Annotated in this window: 16 protein-coding genes; 10 read left to right on the plus strand and 6 right to left on the minus strand. The window is 62.3% G+C overall.

The window, feature by feature from the left end; genetic code table 11:
- Positions 1-75: 75 nt before the first annotated feature.
- The 7 genes from ACODSR_RS19950 to ACODSR_RS19980 are packed head-to-tail and all read left to right on the plus strand — an operon-like array spanning position 76 to position 4,994.
- Entirely contained in the window at positions 76-225 is a 150-nt protein-coding gene (locus ACODSR_RS19950; RefSeq protein WP_373369048.1) for a TrwH protein, read from the plus strand.
- The gene (locus ACODSR_RS19955) at positions 222-908 is read left to right on the plus strand and encodes a VirB8 family type IV secretion system protein (protein ID WP_489078324.1); all 687 of its coding nucleotides are present in this window, start codon (positions 222-224) and stop codon (positions 906-908) included. The genes ACODSR_RS19950 and ACODSR_RS19955 overlap by 4 nt, the downstream gene beginning before the upstream one ends.
- Before the next feature lie 14 nt (positions 909-922).
- Positions 923-1,723 (plus strand): P-type conjugative transfer protein VirB9, encoded by an 801-nt coding sequence (virB9, locus tag ACODSR_RS19960; protein ID WP_406890119.1) that lies wholly within the window; start codon positions 923-925, stop codon positions 1,721-1,723.
- Positions 1,720-3,042 (plus strand): type IV secretion system protein VirB10, encoded by a 1,323-nt coding sequence (virB10, locus tag ACODSR_RS19965; protein WP_406890121.1) that lies wholly within the window; start codon positions 1,720-1,722, stop codon positions 3,040-3,042. The genes virB9 and virB10 overlap by 4 nt, the downstream gene beginning before the upstream one ends.
- Before the next feature lie 19 nt (positions 3,043-3,061).
- On the plus strand, positions 3,062-4,084 hold the full coding sequence (gene virB11 / locus ACODSR_RS19970) for a P-type DNA transfer ATPase VirB11 (RefSeq protein WP_308462302.1): 1,023 nt from the start codon (positions 3,062-3,064) through the stop codon (positions 4,082-4,084).
- Between the two features lie 2 nt (positions 4,085-4,086).
- A complete protein-coding gene (locus ACODSR_RS19975) occupies positions 4,087-4,713 on the plus strand; it encodes a restriction endonuclease (protein ID WP_406890123.1) in 627 nt (208 codons plus the stop codon).
- Complete coding sequence (locus ACODSR_RS19980) at positions 4,710-4,994, plus strand: hypothetical protein (protein WP_219750729.1); 285 nt, start codon at positions 4,710-4,712, stop codon at positions 4,992-4,994. Before ACODSR_RS19975 ends, ACODSR_RS19980 begins: the two co-directional genes overlap by 4 nt.
- A 74-nt stretch (positions 4,995-5,068) precedes the next feature.
- Here the strand turns inward: ACODSR_RS19980 and mobF are convergent, their stop codons facing one another.
- Genes mobF through ACODSR_RS19995 form a run of 3 tightly spaced genes read right to left on the minus strand, consistent with a single transcriptional unit; the run spans position 5,069 to position 9,852 of the window.
- Positions 5,069-7,948: a MobF family relaxase gene (gene mobF / locus ACODSR_RS19985; RefSeq protein WP_406890126.1), complete on the minus strand. Its 2,880-nt coding sequence runs from the start codon at positions 7,946-7,948 to the stop codon at positions 5,069-5,071.
- Positions 7,941-9,452 (minus strand): type IV secretion system DNA-binding domain-containing protein, encoded by a 1,512-nt coding sequence (locus ACODSR_RS19990; RefSeq protein WP_489078325.1) that lies wholly within the window; start codon positions 9,450-9,452, stop codon positions 7,941-7,943. Before ACODSR_RS19990 ends, mobF begins: the two co-directional genes overlap by 8 nt.
- 7 nt (positions 9,453-9,459) lie before the next feature.
- The gene (locus tag ACODSR_RS19995; RefSeq protein ID WP_406890130.1) at positions 9,460-9,852 is read right to left on the minus strand and encodes a hypothetical protein; all 393 of its coding nucleotides are present in this window, start codon (positions 9,850-9,852) and stop codon (positions 9,460-9,462) included.
- A 472-nt stretch (positions 9,853-10,324) separates the two neighbouring features.
- Here ACODSR_RS19995 and ACODSR_RS20000 point away from each other — a divergent pair, with 472 nt between their 5' ends.
- The 3 genes from ACODSR_RS20000 to ACODSR_RS20010 are packed head-to-tail and all read left to right on the plus strand — an operon-like array spanning position 10,325 to position 11,899.
- Positions 10,325-10,822, plus strand: a complete 498-nt coding sequence (locus tag ACODSR_RS20000) for a hypothetical protein (RefSeq protein ID WP_406890132.1) — start codon at positions 10,325-10,327, stop codon at positions 10,820-10,822.
- Positions 10,819-11,517, plus strand: coding sequence for a StbB family protein (gene stbB, locus ACODSR_RS20005; protein ID WP_406890134.1), 699 nt, complete (start codon positions 10,819-10,821; stop codon positions 11,515-11,517). The genes ACODSR_RS20000 and stbB overlap by 4 nt, the downstream gene beginning before the upstream one ends.
- 10 nt (positions 11,518-11,527) lie before the next feature.
- A complete protein-coding gene (locus ACODSR_RS20010; RefSeq protein ID WP_406890136.1) occupies positions 11,528-11,899 on the plus strand; it encodes a hypothetical protein in 372 nt (123 codons plus the stop codon).
- Between the two features lie 448 nt (positions 11,900-12,347).
- On the opposite strand, the gene ACODSR_RS20015 is transcribed toward ACODSR_RS20010, so the two are convergent.
- The 3 genes from ACODSR_RS20015 to ACODSR_RS20025 form a co-directional block, all read right to left on the minus strand.
- Complete coding sequence (locus ACODSR_RS20015) at positions 12,348-12,569, minus strand: hypothetical protein (protein WP_219750736.1); 222 nt, start codon at positions 12,567-12,569, stop codon at positions 12,348-12,350.
- A gap of 406 nt (positions 12,570-12,975) precedes the next feature.
- Positions 12,976-13,269 (minus strand): hypothetical protein, encoded by a 294-nt coding sequence (locus ACODSR_RS20020; RefSeq protein ID WP_406890138.1) that lies wholly within the window; start codon positions 13,267-13,269, stop codon positions 12,976-12,978.
- 72 nt (positions 13,270-13,341) lie between these two features.
- The gene (locus tag ACODSR_RS20025) at positions 13,342-14,298 is read right to left on the minus strand and encodes an ArdC family protein (RefSeq protein WP_406890140.1); all 957 of its coding nucleotides are present in this window, start codon (positions 14,296-14,298) and stop codon (positions 13,342-13,344) included.
- Positions 14,299-14,522: the final 224 nt, after the last annotated feature.

The raw sequence follows: 14,522 nt of genomic DNA on the forward strand, positions 1-14,522 counted from the left end.
TTTTTTTATGCCTTCAAAATTGCAATTTCGATGTGTAATGCTACGGTGTTGGTAGATTCTATCTAGGGGAAGCGCATGAGACACGCCGTACTAATCTTGGCGGCCCTTTCGCTGGTGGGGTGTGCCACCGCGTCGAAAGGCCCCGCTAGGCCGAATGAACGCCACCGCGTTCCGATCAATCGGACGCTTCCCCCCGAACTCGAAGGCCAAGGGATCAAACTGTGAGAAAGCGGGTCAGGTCAGAGGAGGTTGGCAGTTACATCGCGGAAAGCCGTGGGCTTGAGCGCGACTATCTGCTCGAACTGCAAAAGTCCGCAAAGCGGGCATGGTTGGTTGCCGGAACCGCGACGATCGGCGCGCTCGGCACCGTCGCCGCTATTGCCGGTCTGACACCGCTAAAGACGGTGGAGCCGTTCGTGCTTCGCGTCGATAATGCGACGGGCCGGGTCGAGCCGATTACCCGGCTGTCGAACGCCCAAGAAACCTATGGCGAGGCGGTCGATCGGTATTTCCTTAATACCTACGTCCTCAATCGCGAGGGCTACGACTACAACACCATCCAGACGACGTATAACACCACGGCGCTCCTAAGCTCCCCTGCGGTCCAGAAGGAATACTTCGCGATCTATGAGGGGCCGGAAGGTCGCGACAAGGTGCTGACCAATCGGGCGCGCATTGTCGTCAACGTCGCCTCGATCACTCCGACCCGGCAGGGCGGAACCGCCGTGGTGCGGTTCAGCACGCAACAGGTCAACTCGAACGGCGATCCGGCCCCGGTCCTGAACTGGGTGGGAACGGTCGCCTACAAATACATCAACGCGCCGACGAACGAGGCTGATCGCCGCATCAACCCCCTCGGTTTTCAGGTCACGTCCTACCGGGCTGACCCCGAAGTCGTGCAACGGTGAGGGAGGATCACGCGATGAGAAAGCTCGCCCTGGCCCTGCTGGCATCCTGCGTCGTGGCCGCGCCGGTCGCCGCGCAAGTCCCTACGGTGTCCCCGAAAGACAACCGCATCCGCTATGTGCGGTACGATCCCGAAAACGTCGTCCAGCTCGACGGCGTTATCGGCATCGCAACGCATATCATTCTGCAAGAGGGCGAAACCTATGTGACGCACGCCTTTGGCGATGCGGATGCGTGGTCCTTCGCGATCGAGCGCAACCACGTTTTCATCAAGCCGAAGGCCGATAACGCCACCACGAACCTTGTCATCGTGACGGACAGGCGCAGCTACAATTTCCGGCTGAACTATGTTCCCACGCGCAGGGCGAGCGCGGTGTACCAGCTCGCCTTTACCTATCCGGGTGAAACGGCGCAGGGCCGTGCCTCGGCGGTGGAACGCGCCGCGACGGATGCGGCCTTCACCGCGCAACGCCGCAAGCCGAACCTCAAATATACCATGTCGGGGGACTACAGCATCGCCCCGGTGAATGTGTGGGACAACGGAGAGTTCACCTTCTTCAAGTTCCCCGGCAACCGCGACGTTCCCGCGATCTACATGGTCGATGCTGACGGCAAGGAAAGCATCGTCAACCGCAACACCACGGGCGCGGCAAATGACGTGGTGGTCGTCCAGAAAATTAATCCGAAATTCTATCTGCGGCTCGGAAACCAAAGCCTCGCCGTGTTCAATGAAGCGTTCGACCCCTACGGCGTCCCCAACAACTCGGGTACGTCGTCGCCCAATGTCGAGCGCGTTTTGAAGGGAGACGCGCAATGATCGGTCGGCGTTCAAACGAGCCTATCGACGTCGAGGACGAACTGGCCGCGCGCGAAGCTGCCCGCGAAGGCGATTGGGTCGTTGATGAAGATGGTAATCGGCGCATCGAGGGCGAGCGGGGAGCGTTCTCGGCGGGCCTGAAACGACAAGCGGCCCCCGGCACCAAAGCCTTTATGATGGTCGTTCTCGCGTTCGTCGCGATCTTCGCTGTCGTGTTCATTTCCCGTGCGCTGCGGGTGACACGGGAGACGAACGAGAAGCCCGAAGCCGAAATGGTGAAGGTGAGGAATCCGAACGCTGGTCGCGGCCCCGGTGCTGCGCCCACGGGCGTCCCGACGCCAGCGCCGGAAGTGGCGCAAAACATGGTGGTCGGCCCTGACGGGCAAATTGTCCCGGCACAGGTCGATGCGAACGGCAAGCCGATGATCGGCCCCAATGGCGAGGTCGTTCCCGCAATCGACGGCACCGCGCCCCTGACGCCGGTTGGCGCGCAACCTGGTGCTGCAAATGTCTCGGCTCCCCCGCCCCAATATGCGGGTGGCGGCGGGGCGCGTCCGGTGTCGCGTGCGGAAGCACTGCGAGCGCGCCGCCTTGGTGGCGACTTTGGCAGCGGCAACGGCGGTGGAAGCGTCCAGCCCGTTGCGGCGCAAGCGGGCGGTGACGCCTCGGGCGGTCAAGGTGGCGGCGGGGGCGAGCTGCAAAGCGCGCTGCAACCGCTCAAGATCACCCCGGAGCGCGCGGGCCAGCTCGGCAACCGCGACTATCTGCTGACGCGGGGCGCGATGCTCGATTGCGTGCTGGAAACCAAGATCGTCTCCACGGTCGCGGGTATGACCTCCTGCTACCTGACACGGGACGTTTATTCCTCGAACGGGCGCGTCGTGCTGCTCGATCGCGGGTCCAAGGTTGTCGGCTTCTACCAAGGCGGCATCCGGCAAGGTCAGTCGCGCATCTTCATCCAGTGGTCGCGCGTGGAAACGCCGAAGGGCGTCATCATCAACGTGGACAGCCCCGGTACTGGCCCGCTCGGTGAGGGCGGCGTTGGCGGGCAAATCGACAACCACTTTATGCAGCGGTTCGGGGCTGCGATCCTGTTGAGCCTGATCGACGCTGCTGGTCAGTATGCCGCCAATCAAGGCACCAGCGGCAATATCCGGTTCGGGCAAAGCACCAACACCACCAGCGACACGGCGGGCCGCGTGCTGGAAAACACGATCAATATCCCGCCCACGCTCTACAAAAACCAAGGGGATCGCGTGTCGGTCTATGTCGCCCGCGATCTCGATTTCCGGGGGGTCTATGACCTCAAGCGGCGCTAAGCCGGCAAGGGATCAGGTGGTGCAGCAATTGCTGCGCCCCCTGATGCCGCATCTTGACCGGGACGACGTGACGGAAGTTACGATCAACTATCCCGGCGTCATCTTCGTGCGTACCCGCCACGAGTGGGAGGAGCATGAAGCCCCGGCACTCAACATGGCCTATATCACGTCGCTCACCACGGCCATTGCGGTGTTCAACGGGAAGAACCCCGGCGCAATCAACTCGGTCGTGCTGCCCGGTGGGCAGCGCGGCCAAATCGTTCGCGACCCGGCCGTCATCGACGGCTCAATCTCCCTGTCGATCCGAAAGCACTCGACGGTTGCGAAGTCGCTGGAACAGCTCGACGCGGAAGGCGCATTTTCCAGCCCCTCGCTGGCCGATAAGAGCTTCAACCGTCCATCTGCGGCGGAAGCGGCTGCGGAAGCGGAACGCCGCGATTTCGGTCGGCTCGAACCGTTCGAGCTAGAGCTATTGGCCCTCAAGCGAGAAGGCCGCTGGCGGGAGTTTCTTCACGCCTGCATCACCTACAAGCGCAACGTCGTCATCGCTGGCAAGACGAACTCGGGCAAGACGACATTCGCCCGGTCCCTGATCGAAAAGGTGCCGCGCTCGGAACGCATCATCACGATTGAGGACGTGCATGAACTGTTCCTGCCCGATCACCGCAACAAGGTGCATCTGCTCTATGGCGAGGGTGTCGGTCGCGTCTCGGCCGATGCCTGTCTTGCGGCCTGTATGCGTATGTCGCCTGATCGTATCTTCCTTGCGGAGCTTCGCGGCAACGAGTCCTGGGAATACGTCAATTCGCTCAACACCGGGCATCCCGGCTCGATTACGACGGTTCACGCCAACGGCGCGCTGGGGACATTCGAGCGCATCGCCACGCTCATCAAAAAGAGCGAGGTCGGGAAAAGCCTCGACGTGGAAATGGTCAATCTGCTCCTCTACCGGACGATCAACGTCGCCCTGTATTTCCAAGACCGCCAGCTCGTTGAAGTGTTCTACGATCCGATCTTCGCAAACTCGAAAATCGGAAACTGACGGTGCCGGTGTCGTCGCCGGTCCTGCTCGGGGTGGTCATAGCGACCGCCCTTTTTTGCATCTGGTACGCCGCGATCGGAGCGCGCTGGCTAGGCGGCTCCTCTGCGAGCGAGCGCCGTCATGCCCGCAAGGTCCGGTCGGCGGCAACGGCGCTGGCGACCGTCAACCGGATCGGCCCGCGTGCCAATCCGGCGCGGGTGTTCGGCTATCTGCGGAAGGTCGATCCCTACGTCTTTGAAGAAATGATCCTGACGGAATTGGAGCGGCGCGGCCATGCCATCAAACGGAACCGGCGCTACAGCGGCGACGGCGGGGCCGATGGTGCGTTCGTCCTCAACGGGCGGCGCTGGCTGATCCAAGCCAAACGCTACCGTGGGCCTGTCCGAACGGCCGACATTCTCTCGTTCGATGCCCTCTGCCGCCAGCTCGGCGCGCGCGGGCTGTTCGTCCACACTGGAAAGACAACAACCGTCGGCCGCGATAGCGCGACGGATTCCGGCTTCATCCGTATTGTCTCTGGCGGGGATCTAGTCGCGTTCCTTGCCGGTGATAGTCTGCGGCTCGCGCCTGGGGCGCGCGATCGGCGGTCCCCCCTGCCCCATAATCACCATGAGGATGCGAACCTATGATGAAGTCCCTCGCGCTGGTCGGCCTGCTGGCCCTGCCCGCGCTGGCCTCGGCACAGACGACGCCGGCTCCTGCTGCGCCCGGTCCCGCACCGCAAGCGGATCAGCGACCCGGTGCGCCCCTCGATGCCGTCAACTTCTGCTATTTCGACGGCAAGGCGTTCTCCAAGGGCGCGCGCTACATGGATCAGGTCTGCTCCGCTGGTAGCGGCCTTGTCAGCTACAGCGCGGTTCCCGGTCGGCCTGCACAACCCCTGACGTGGGTGCCGGTCCCTAAGCGGTAATCAACCGCGGAACTGCGCCTGACAGCCCGCCAGCCCCGTGCTGGCGGGCTTCGTCGTATATGAGGCGCACGCGATCATGCCCGCTCGTAATCGCGATCTGCGGCCTTCTCTGGCGGGCGCTGCGGGGCTGCTCGATCGCGGTCGCCCCTGCCCTTCTCCACCGCGCCCGGGTTGGCCTTCCCGAACCTGCTGTCCCGATCGCGGCCAAGCTCCAAAGCGGCCGACTTCTCATTGATCCGCGCTACCGCATCGGGGAGCTTTTTGAGGCTTTCGGTAAAGATGGTCGCGGCGTGTCGCGCCCGACTGATCGCGACATAATACACGTCCTGGGCGGTGGTGCGGCTCGTCGTCTTGGCGTCGATCAAGACGCGATCCTCCGTCAAACCCTGCGAGCTATGAACCGTCGTCGCATAGGCGTGGTCTAGGTGGATCGGCCGATTGGTCGGCAATTCGATTTCGCGCTTGCCGTCGCTGATCTTGACGCTGCCGGCGTTGGCCTCGGTCACGGTGTACCGCTCCCCGTTCGCGAGGTCGCGGGACGCATCGTTGCGGGTCGCGCGCACCACGTCGCCGGGTGAGAACTCCAACCGGGTCGTCTCATAGACCGATAGCTGTTTCGCCTTCCCCGGATCGAATTGCAGCTCCGTGCCATCCTCTCCGCGAACGGTCAGCACGTTACCGGGCTTGGCATTGTCCAGCACCGTGTAAAGCTCGCCAGCCTTCAAGCCGAATTTTGGGAAATTGCGCTCGGGCTGGATGGTGTCGCCCACGTCGTAATTCTTGGCGTGCGCGCGCTCGGCCTGCGTCGTGTCGCGGCGAGTTAGAGCGGAATGAACCTCCCCATTGCCCTCAAGGCTCAACTGCTCGCGCACGTTGCGGTTGATCTCGCGGCGGGCGTCGTTGATCCCGGTGACGATGATCGTCTTGGCTCGGTCCTCGGGGGAGAGCTTTGTATATTCGGTGGCAACCGCCTTGTGGCGCTCGCGATCGTCCTCGATCATCCGAACGTCGGTGATCTTGGCGACTGACGCGCGCGCCTTGCCCTCGGCCGCCAGCTCGACCGCCTCCTTTAGAACCGGGTCTTTCTGGCGCATGATTTCGGTCATGCCAGCGGTTGCCATCCCTGCGGCCTGCAACTGATCGTAGGGCTTGCCCGCCTCGATCGCCTTCGTCTGCGCCGTGTCGCCCATCATCACGACGCGCGCGCCGGCCTTTTCGGCAAGCTGTAGAAGCTGCTGCATCTGGCGCGCCGGCACTGTCCCGGCCTCGTCCACCACCAGCACGGTCTTGTCAGTCAGGCCCTTGTCCTTGGCCTTTAGGAACGATGCGAGGGTATTGGCCTCGACGTTCAATTCGCGAAGGGCTTTGACCTGGCTACCGTAGGGGGCGAGGACGCGGACCTTGAAACCGGCGTCCTCGATGCGCTCTTTCGCCGTATCGAGCATGTGGCTCTTGCCGGTCCCTGCATAGCCCTGAACGCCCACAACGCGGTTGGTTGTGGTGAGCATGAGGGTGGCGGCGTCCCTCTGCCCCACGTTGAGCGGCGCGCGCGCGAAATGCTCCGCTGCGGCCTTCTCCCCCATGATCGGGGCGAGCTTTCCCCTTCCCTGCTTCTCGATGCTCAAGATTGACCGCTCGCGCTCGATCGCGGTGGGCGTGGTGTATCGTTGCTCGGTCTGGACGTAGTTACCTCGACCGATTTCCTGCCGGACCTCGCGCGCTGCGGCGCTGGGATCGGCGCCAGCGACGACACGCTGCTGCACAAGGGCGGCCCGCGTCATGCGCGGCCCGTTCAACTCGGATGCGTTGCGATACTCTGGCGCGCCCGCGACTAGACGCCCCTGCTTCACTTGTCGGTCAATCTCCGCGTCGATACGGGCAAGGGTGACGGTGCCAACCCCGTGCCTGACGGCGGTGTCTCGTAGGTCGCCCCGCCCCATCACCGCCTCACGTTCGGCAATGTGCTTGATGGCATAGCGGACGGCTGCGCGGGCAGCGGCGTCGCTCTCGTCTCGATCGCCAAGCTCGCGCTGGGCTAGGTGGGTGTCGCCCTTGGCTGCACCGGGTCGGCCGCGCTCAAAGTCGATGCCGATGCTTTTCGAGTGAGCCTGCCAATCGGCGTGCAGCTTCGCGCGATCGACGTTGCGCTCCTTGCTGACGCGGGTTTCCATCGTGGCAATCTGCTTCTGGTCGCCGCTGGCCGTCTCGCGGGTCAGGCCCTTCTCTGCAAGGCGGCGCTCGATCTGCTGGCCCCGCGTGCTGGACGCCTCGATCTGCTCGCGCGTGATGTGCGCCAGCTCGAACATGCCATCGCGGCCGAACCGAAGCTGCCTGCCCTGCTTCTGTAGAATGTCGGCCAGCTCGGCGCGGTAGGCTGGCCCCATAACTTTGACGGCGTTGATAATGTCGTCGTTCTTCAACGCCCGCCATTTACCGTCTGCTCGCTGGGTGAGATTGAGCGCAACCGCGTGGGTATGAAGCAACGGCTCTTTCTCGCGCGTCGTCTCATGGCGGAACTTGGCGATAATCAGGTTGCCGGTCGTCTCAACGCTCGTCACGCCCTTGGTCTTGGTCTTAGCCTGGGCGAGTGCCTCGATCTTCTCCAAGGTACGTCTGACGGCCTCGTCGTGGGCTTTAATCAGGTCCACGTCGCCACCAACCAACGCTTGTAGCGCCACGCTCTTAGGCGCGGAAAACGTGAGGTCGATCCCTAGCCGCTGGTTGCTGTCGTTCCTCGTCGACGTGCGGGCCTGTTCGCCGGGTCCAATCTCGCCAGCAAGCAACTTTCGGAAGGTCTTGCTATCAACCGCGCCGGTAAGCCCAAGCGCCTCGGCCCCCTTACCCTGCCACTCCTGCGACTCACCTTCCTTGGCGTAGTAGTCGTCCTCGGAATCGCCGTAATAGCTGGCGATACGATCCACGTCGCCGCGCTTGATGACGTGCTGACTAAGCATTGGCGGTTGCCATCTTGCGCTCAACAAACGGGTCCAACCGCGTCTTGAACTGCAAAATCTCCATCGCCACCCGCGCTATCGGATGGTTGCCCGCAAATGCGACATAGGCATTTAGATCGGGCAGACCGGAAATCTCGGTCGGCATGACGACGCGCTCTCGAACAGTATGCAGGGAGGTTGTGCGATTGGTGCCTTTCGAGTTGCGGCTTTTGCTGAAATTGTCGCGCTCGACCTCATGCTCGCCCAAGCTCTTGCTCATTTCCTCGCACGTCTCGGGATCGGTATGCGCGCCCCCAAGAACCGCCAGCGTGCGGAATGACGCGCGGAGCGCCTGGGCCTCGTCATCGCCGTAAATGAGGTTGAGCTGCGCGACGGTTTGCAGGCCGGCGACGATCCGCAGGCCGTGCTTTCGCCCCTTGGTCAGCGCGTCCATGAGGGTCGGGAGCTTATAGAGGCTCGCCAGCTCGTCCATGAACATCCAAATCCGACGATCGCGGCTCTCGGGCAGGGACAGGATCGACGTGCATAGCACGTCGGCCCACGCCGAAATCAGCGGCTTCAATGCCGGGGCCTGATCCTCGCGCCATGTGATGTAGAGATTGCCCCCCTTGGGGTTCTCAAGCCATTTACGAAGCGAGAACGTACCGGGCGGCATGGTCAGATGCTCGGGAAGAAACTCGGACAGGACGAACCGCGCGCTTGCCAGCGCCTTGTCAGCACCGACGAACATGGACTCGGCTGCGGTCCCCTCAAGGAACTTCTTCAAGTCCTTCGGCTCTGCAATCGTCGTCCAGCGGAATAGCTCTTGGATCGACGGGTTGCCGATATGCTGGAGCTTGCGGGCAGTCTCTTGGAACAGCAATCGGGCGTAGCCGCGCCACTCCTCTGCACCCGCATCCTTCGACTTCGGAATGATCGAAAGCGTGTACCGCTTGAAGTCGTACTCGTTGCGGATTTCGTTAAAAAAGGACCAGCCTTTGGTGCGAGCGTCATATGGATTTAGCAGAACGTCGCCGTCACGGCCGAACTTGGAATATAGCTCCCCGTTGGGATCGAAAGCGATAGTGCGATCACCGCGCAAAAGGGCGGTATAGAACATCTCGCGGATTAGTACGGTCTTACCCGCGCCGGTCGATCCAGCGATAAGCGTATGAAGGCTCTCGACCTTTGTAGGCATCGGCAAACCGCCAACGCTAATCTGCTCGGCCTTCTTCTCGGTTGTCAGGCGCTTTAGACGGGTGGCCTCGACCATAACCGTGCCGCGCAAACGACGGCGGAACTTAGCACCCCCAAACGCACCGTCACCCGATAGGTTTATCAGCCACGCCATGAATATGCCGACTGCCAACCCGGCTAATAGCCCTAGCCATAAAACGGGGCGGTGAGGCGTATCCTTTACCAGAAACCAAAGGCTTTTTATGGCCGGTTTTGCAAGGCTGTAATTCAGCTTCACGGCGAAAAACCAACCGAGGATTGGCGATATAATCACCATCCAGGCGGCCATTTGGCGCTTATCGTCTGGGTGCATTACGAACCTCCGATCCATTCCAAGGGGTCAAGCCTTGGCGTTCGACCTCTGCCTTTACCATTTGTTGCTTCTGCGGTCCCGCTAAACCGCGAAGGAGCAATAGCGTCTCGATCGCCATTGCGTCGTCTGCGGGCTGGGAGGGTGCGGGCGAGGCGTGGCCGTCAGCCGGGCGCTCGCGGCGCAGCTCGTCCACCGCGTCACCCAACTCCATCAACGATGCGCGGATGCTGGATAGCTCCTCGTCTGCCCTGTCGGCACGTTCCAATCTCTCGCGGAGATAGGTACTCAATGGCACGCCGCGTTGCTCGGCCTGGGCGGTGTAGATCAGCGTTTGGGCGTCTGTGAGGCGGACGCGGGTGTAACTGTCGAGTTTCATGGCACCTCTGGCACGACAATGGCACACTGGAACGCCCACAAGTACCCGGTTTTCCGTAGTTTTTCAAACTCTGTGGCACACGGGCGGCACACACTCCAACCACACCAAATGCAAAAGCCGTTGTTTTTCAATGGCTTAGCTGCACCTCAAGGTGCGTATGGTGTACGACCTCAATTTAAGGGAAATCACTCGATCTGACCACCCAACATCGCCGCAAAACCCGACGCCCGCTCTTTAAGGGGGTCGAAACTACCCCGATGAACGCAGTTCAGCGGGCGATACTAGGCGATGGATGCAGTTCGGACGCACAACGGACGCACTTGGGACGCACATCGGACGCAGCAATTTGCGCCATCGGACGCACAATGGATGCAGTACGAACGCTGATCGGACGCAAATCGGACGCAGATAACTATTGACAGCTATTGACAGCGATTCCATACAGCTTGGGTAGCAACAAGGCGAACCAGACATGGCAGACCGATTGGAACAACTGGCGTCGCTACCCCCACAATCCAAGGCGGCGAAGGTCCGAGCTTACATGCCCGAGATTGAACGGCGATTGGCTGATGGGGTGTCTAGGCAAGCGATCATCGAATGGTTGGCGGAAGGTGGTATCGAAATGTCGCTACCTACCTTCAAAAGCTACCTTCAACGGTATCGGAGCAGCAAAGCCCGATCGGCATCAAAGCCAACCGGATCGTCCAGCACGCCGCACATTCCCGCAACGGGTGGTGAAATATCGCCTGTGCGCGACCTGAATACGGATCGGAATACCGGACCCGATCACGAACCCATACCGGACGGCAATTCGGATGGGGAAATCCCAGCGCCGGAACCTGAAACCGTGACCGCCCCCGATAGCTCGCTGAACGACATACTCGATCCGCGAAAACGGGACGCGAATACGGATCAGTATATGCAACGAAAGCCGGTCCTGATTGGCCGCAATCGGAGTGAGAAGAAATGAAAGTCGCCGTAATCAACTTTTCGGGCAACGTCGGCAAATCGACCGTTGCCAAGCACCTCCTGCAAAATCGGATCAAGGATGCGGAGTTCGTAGCCGTCGAGTCCATCAATTCCGATGAAGGCGACGGCGATCAGGTCCGGGGCAAGCAATTCGGCGCACTACAGGAACAGCTAATGATGCTGGATGCCGCTGTGGTGGACGTGGGCGCATCCAACGTGGAGGATTTCATCAAGCTCATGCAGCAGTATCGCGGCTCGCATGAGGATTTCGACCTCTACGTCGTGCCTGTCGTCAAAGAGAGCAAGCAAATGCGCGACACGATCGCGACCATTCAAGCGCTCAAAAAGATGGGCGTCCCGGCGAAGAAAATCCGGGTCGTGTTCAACAAGGTGGAATCGGATGACGTGCTGGAAGAAGCCTTCTACCCGATCTTCGCGTTCCATGAGGGCGAAAAGGCGTTCACCCTCAAGACCGGGGCCGTCATCGAATATAGCGATCTGTTCCAGCGGCTCCGCGCCATGAACATGACGGTCGATGAGCTGTTGGCTGACACAACCGATTGGAAGGCCAAGCTCAAGAACCCGGCCAACCCGGAGGAAAAGGCACAAGCCGCCAACATGATCTCGATGCGCCGCCTCGCCGCATCGGGCAAAGAAAACCTCGACGCGGTATATGCCGCTGTCGTGGCGAAGTAAGGGCTAGGTCGTGGCAGGCCCCAACACCGCCCGCGAAGCCCTCCTAGCGGAACTCCTGGGCGATGCCGGGGTGCTGCTCGACCGCATGGAAGCCCTCAAGGTCGAGCTGCCCGAAGTGGCCGACGACATTGAGCGCAAGGTGAGGTCGGCCGGGGAGTCCTCGGCCGCCCTCGTCCGCACCGCTGGCGAGCAAGCCGCCTCCCAAGTCGGGGATACCCTAGAAGCCGTCCAGAGCGCCGCCAGAGAGGCAAGGGCGGCTGCGGCGATGGTCACGGGGTCGGCACGCCGCTTTGCGCTCCTAGCCCTCCTAACGGGCGTTGCCGGGGGTGGGGTAGCCGGTGCCATTGCCGCGCTGGCCCTGTCGGGGGCTTTGTTTCGCTGACCCGGCTTCGTGCTATCAAGTATGGATGATTACCGGGCCGGGACTTCGGGGCGGCAAAGCGTTGATCCGGTTTGCCCCCTGCCCTGCCAGCTCCTAGTTCGACGCGCGGCACGCGAAGGCGAACCCCTGCCCCGATAGGGGCGAGGGGCGGAAGAATGACGCTCCTCGTCCCGACACCTCCAATTCAGCCGGGGCGGGCGCGATCCGTCAAAGGCGGCGAAGCCGGGACCGGAGCCACGCGGACCCACGCGGACGCCTAGCCGCAGGCCAGGCGGAGCATGGGGAGCATGGCGAGGACCAACCCTTTGACGGATCGCGCCCGGTCTGGCCGCACACCCGGCAAGTTTTTGCGCGGTAGCGCGAAACGGGGGCGGGCGCTCGATGCGCTCGCCCCCGTTGTCGGAACGATCAAAAGAAAAGGGAGGAGCCGAAGCCCCTCCCCTGCTCGTTACTGGAACAGCTTGAATACTGCCGGTGCGAGGCCGATGAGTGTCAGGACAAAGCCGAAAGACGCGATAACCCACGTCTGCGCTTTCAACTGCGCTTCCAGACCTTTGTTTGCTTCCTGAACCTTCACCGCGATATACTCCTCGATAGCCTCCACAACCTCGGCTGCCGCGTCGTCGGACACGTTAGCCGCTTTCAGTGCTCTAAACAATTTGATGTGCATCTGGTTCTCCTTCTCGTTGAGTGAGGAGACCCCTCGGCATGGGCTCCGGCGTCGGCGGTCAAGGACCGCGAAGCGGCCGCGAAGCGGGGAGTGGGGGAGCCGATTTGCGAAGCAAATTGGGGGAACCGCTCATCCTTGAGGGCCGGCGCGCACCCATGCCAAAATACCTCATCACACAGAGAGAAGATTACCCCCAACGGTGCCGCTGCCCCCGATCGGCAACGCCGATCTGCCGGCGAAGCCGGCATCCTGGCGAAGCCGGGGGGTCGATCCCCCCGGCTTCGCCCCCCGGCAAAAACGCGGCCGGCTCGCCGGCCTCCGCTGCCCTGCCCTGCCCCAAACGACAAAGGGCGGTGCAACCGCACCGCCCTTCCCTCTGTCGCTCGTCTGCCCGCGTAGCTCGATGCTACATGATCGCGAACGGGTGACGGCCGGGGCGCTGGTCGCCCTGCTGCTCGGCCACCAGCTCGGCGCGCAAGCTGGCCGGAATGATCGCCCACGGCTCGACGTGGGTTAGAGCGGTGTCAACGTTCGTGATTTCGCGGGTCGCCGTTCCAACCCATATCGCGGCGTCGTCGGCCTCGTCCTCGTTCACGATCACATAGAACGTCTGTAGCGGGCCGTCCCATCCGATCGCGATCGTCGCGCGTCGGAAAACCTCGGGTAAGTCGGGGCGGGGGTCCAGTTCGTGGCGGGACATTCGGGCTTCTCCTGCGGGCGGGGATGCTTGCCGGCATCCGGGGGTAGGGGGGCAGGATGCCCCCCGATGGTATCAGGCGGCGCGCTGCTCGTCGCCGTCCTCGGCCGCGATCGTCGCGCCCGAATAGGCGGCGAGGAAGTCGGCCGCGCGTTGCGCGTGCGAGGCGGCGGTAAAAATCGCCCGCTTGTCGTTCTTCAGCACCTCAAGCCATGATCCGATGTAGGCGGCGTGGCTCTCGATGTGGTCGGGGCGGAAACCCAAGGTCGCGCATGTGAACGCGGCCCCCAGCTCGGCAACAAGCTCCTCGGCTGCATATCCGGCGTCACCCCAACGCTTGCGCCCAAAGTCGCGATCAAGGCGGGTAGGGTGGCGGGTCCAGTGGGTGTGTTCGTGGGCGAGGGTGGAATAATACCGCTCGGCGTCGGTGAAGTCCTCAAGCTGCGGCATCTGGATATGGTCGGCGTCGATCCGGTAATAGGCGCGGTTTCCGCCATGCTGCACCGTTGAGGGGATCGCGGCAAAAAACGCCTCGGCGTGTTCGATCCGCTCGGCCTTCTGGCGCTCGGTCGGTGCGACCGGCTGCGGGTAGTAGTGGGCGGGCAAGCCGTCGATCTGCTCGACGTTGAAAACGGTATAGGATTTGAGAAAGCGCGCGATGCGGGTTTCCTCGTTGCCGTCGTTGCCCTCCTCGGTGATCGCGGTTGCACCAGAATAGAAAACCTTCGATCCCTTTTCGCCCTTGCGGACGCACGCGCCCTTGATCGCAATCGCCTGTTTGAAGGTCATCCAATAGGGCGAGGAATAGCCCTTCGCCTGCGCCGTCATCCACAGCACCAGCACGTTGATCCCGCGATAGGGCGTGCCGCACGCGCGCAACGGATACTGCGCCACGCCACCCGACTGCCACGGCTTTTCCCAAGGCTTCGTGCCAGCCTCCAGCGCGGCGACGATCGCGTCCGTCACGTCCTGATAGGCGTCGGTCGCGGGGGCGGTGCGGGCGGTCGATTTGCGGGCTGCGGGCTTCGCCATGTCATCTACTCCGGTGGGGGCTAAGTGGCTGTTTCGATGACATATATATAGACGCGGACGGCCCTCCTTGTCAATAGCTGTCAATAGAAGATAGTGAAACTATTGCGCTTGACTGCCCCCTTCTAACCCCCGCTCCTAGTTCGACGCGCCGCAGGCGTGACGAACCGCCCTGCCCCGATAGGGGCGAGGGGCGGAAGAATGACGCTCCTCGTCCCGACACCTCC

The sequence above is a fragment of the Sphingobium sp. FG125 genome (genome assembly GCF_057809795.1).

What these genes read in the sequence shown, in the direction of transcription:
- ACODSR_RS19950 (WP_373369048.1), top strand. Translation starts at nt 76, where the DNA reads ATGAGACACGCCGTACTAATCTTGGCGGCCCTTTCGCTGGTGGGGTGT.
- virB9 (WP_406890119.1), top strand. Translation starts at nt 923, where the DNA reads ATGAGAAAGCTCGCCCTGGCCCTGCTGGCATCCTGCGTCGTGGCCGCG.
- virB10 (WP_406890121.1), top strand. Translation starts at nt 1,720, where the DNA reads ATGATCGGTCGGCGTTCAAACGAGCCTATCGACGTCGAGGACGAACTG.
- ACODSR_RS19980 (WP_219750729.1), top strand. Translation starts at nt 4,710, where the DNA reads ATGATGAAGTCCCTCGCGCTGGTCGGCCTGCTGGCCCTGCCCGCGCTG.
- mobF (WP_406890126.1), bottom strand. Translation starts at nt 7,948, where the DNA reads ATGCTTAGTCAGCACGTCATCAAGCGCGGCGACGTGGATCGTATCGCC.
- ACODSR_RS19990 (WP_489078325.1), bottom strand. Translation starts at nt 9,452, where the DNA reads ATGGCCGCCTGGATGGTGATTATATCGCCAATCCTCGGTTGGTTTTTC.
- ACODSR_RS19995 (WP_406890130.1), bottom strand. Translation starts at nt 9,852, where the DNA reads ATGAAACTCGACAGTTACACCCGCGTCCGCCTCACAGACGCCCAAACG.
- ACODSR_RS20000 (WP_406890132.1), top strand. Translation starts at nt 10,325, where the DNA reads ATGGCAGACCGATTGGAACAACTGGCGTCGCTACCCCCACAATCCAAG.
- stbB (WP_406890134.1), top strand. Translation starts at nt 10,819, where the DNA reads ATGAAAGTCGCCGTAATCAACTTTTCGGGCAACGTCGGCAAATCGACC.
- ACODSR_RS20015 (WP_219750736.1), bottom strand. Translation starts at nt 12,569, where the DNA reads ATGCACATCAAATTGTTTAGAGCACTGAAAGCGGCTAACGTGTCCGAC.
- ACODSR_RS20020 (WP_406890138.1), bottom strand. Translation starts at nt 13,269, where the DNA reads ATGTCCCGCCACGAACTGGACCCCCGCCCCGACTTACCCGAGGTTTTC.
- ACODSR_RS20025 (WP_406890140.1), bottom strand. Translation starts at nt 14,298, where the DNA reads ATGGCGAAGCCCGCAGCCCGCAAATCGACCGCCCGCACCGCCCCCGCG.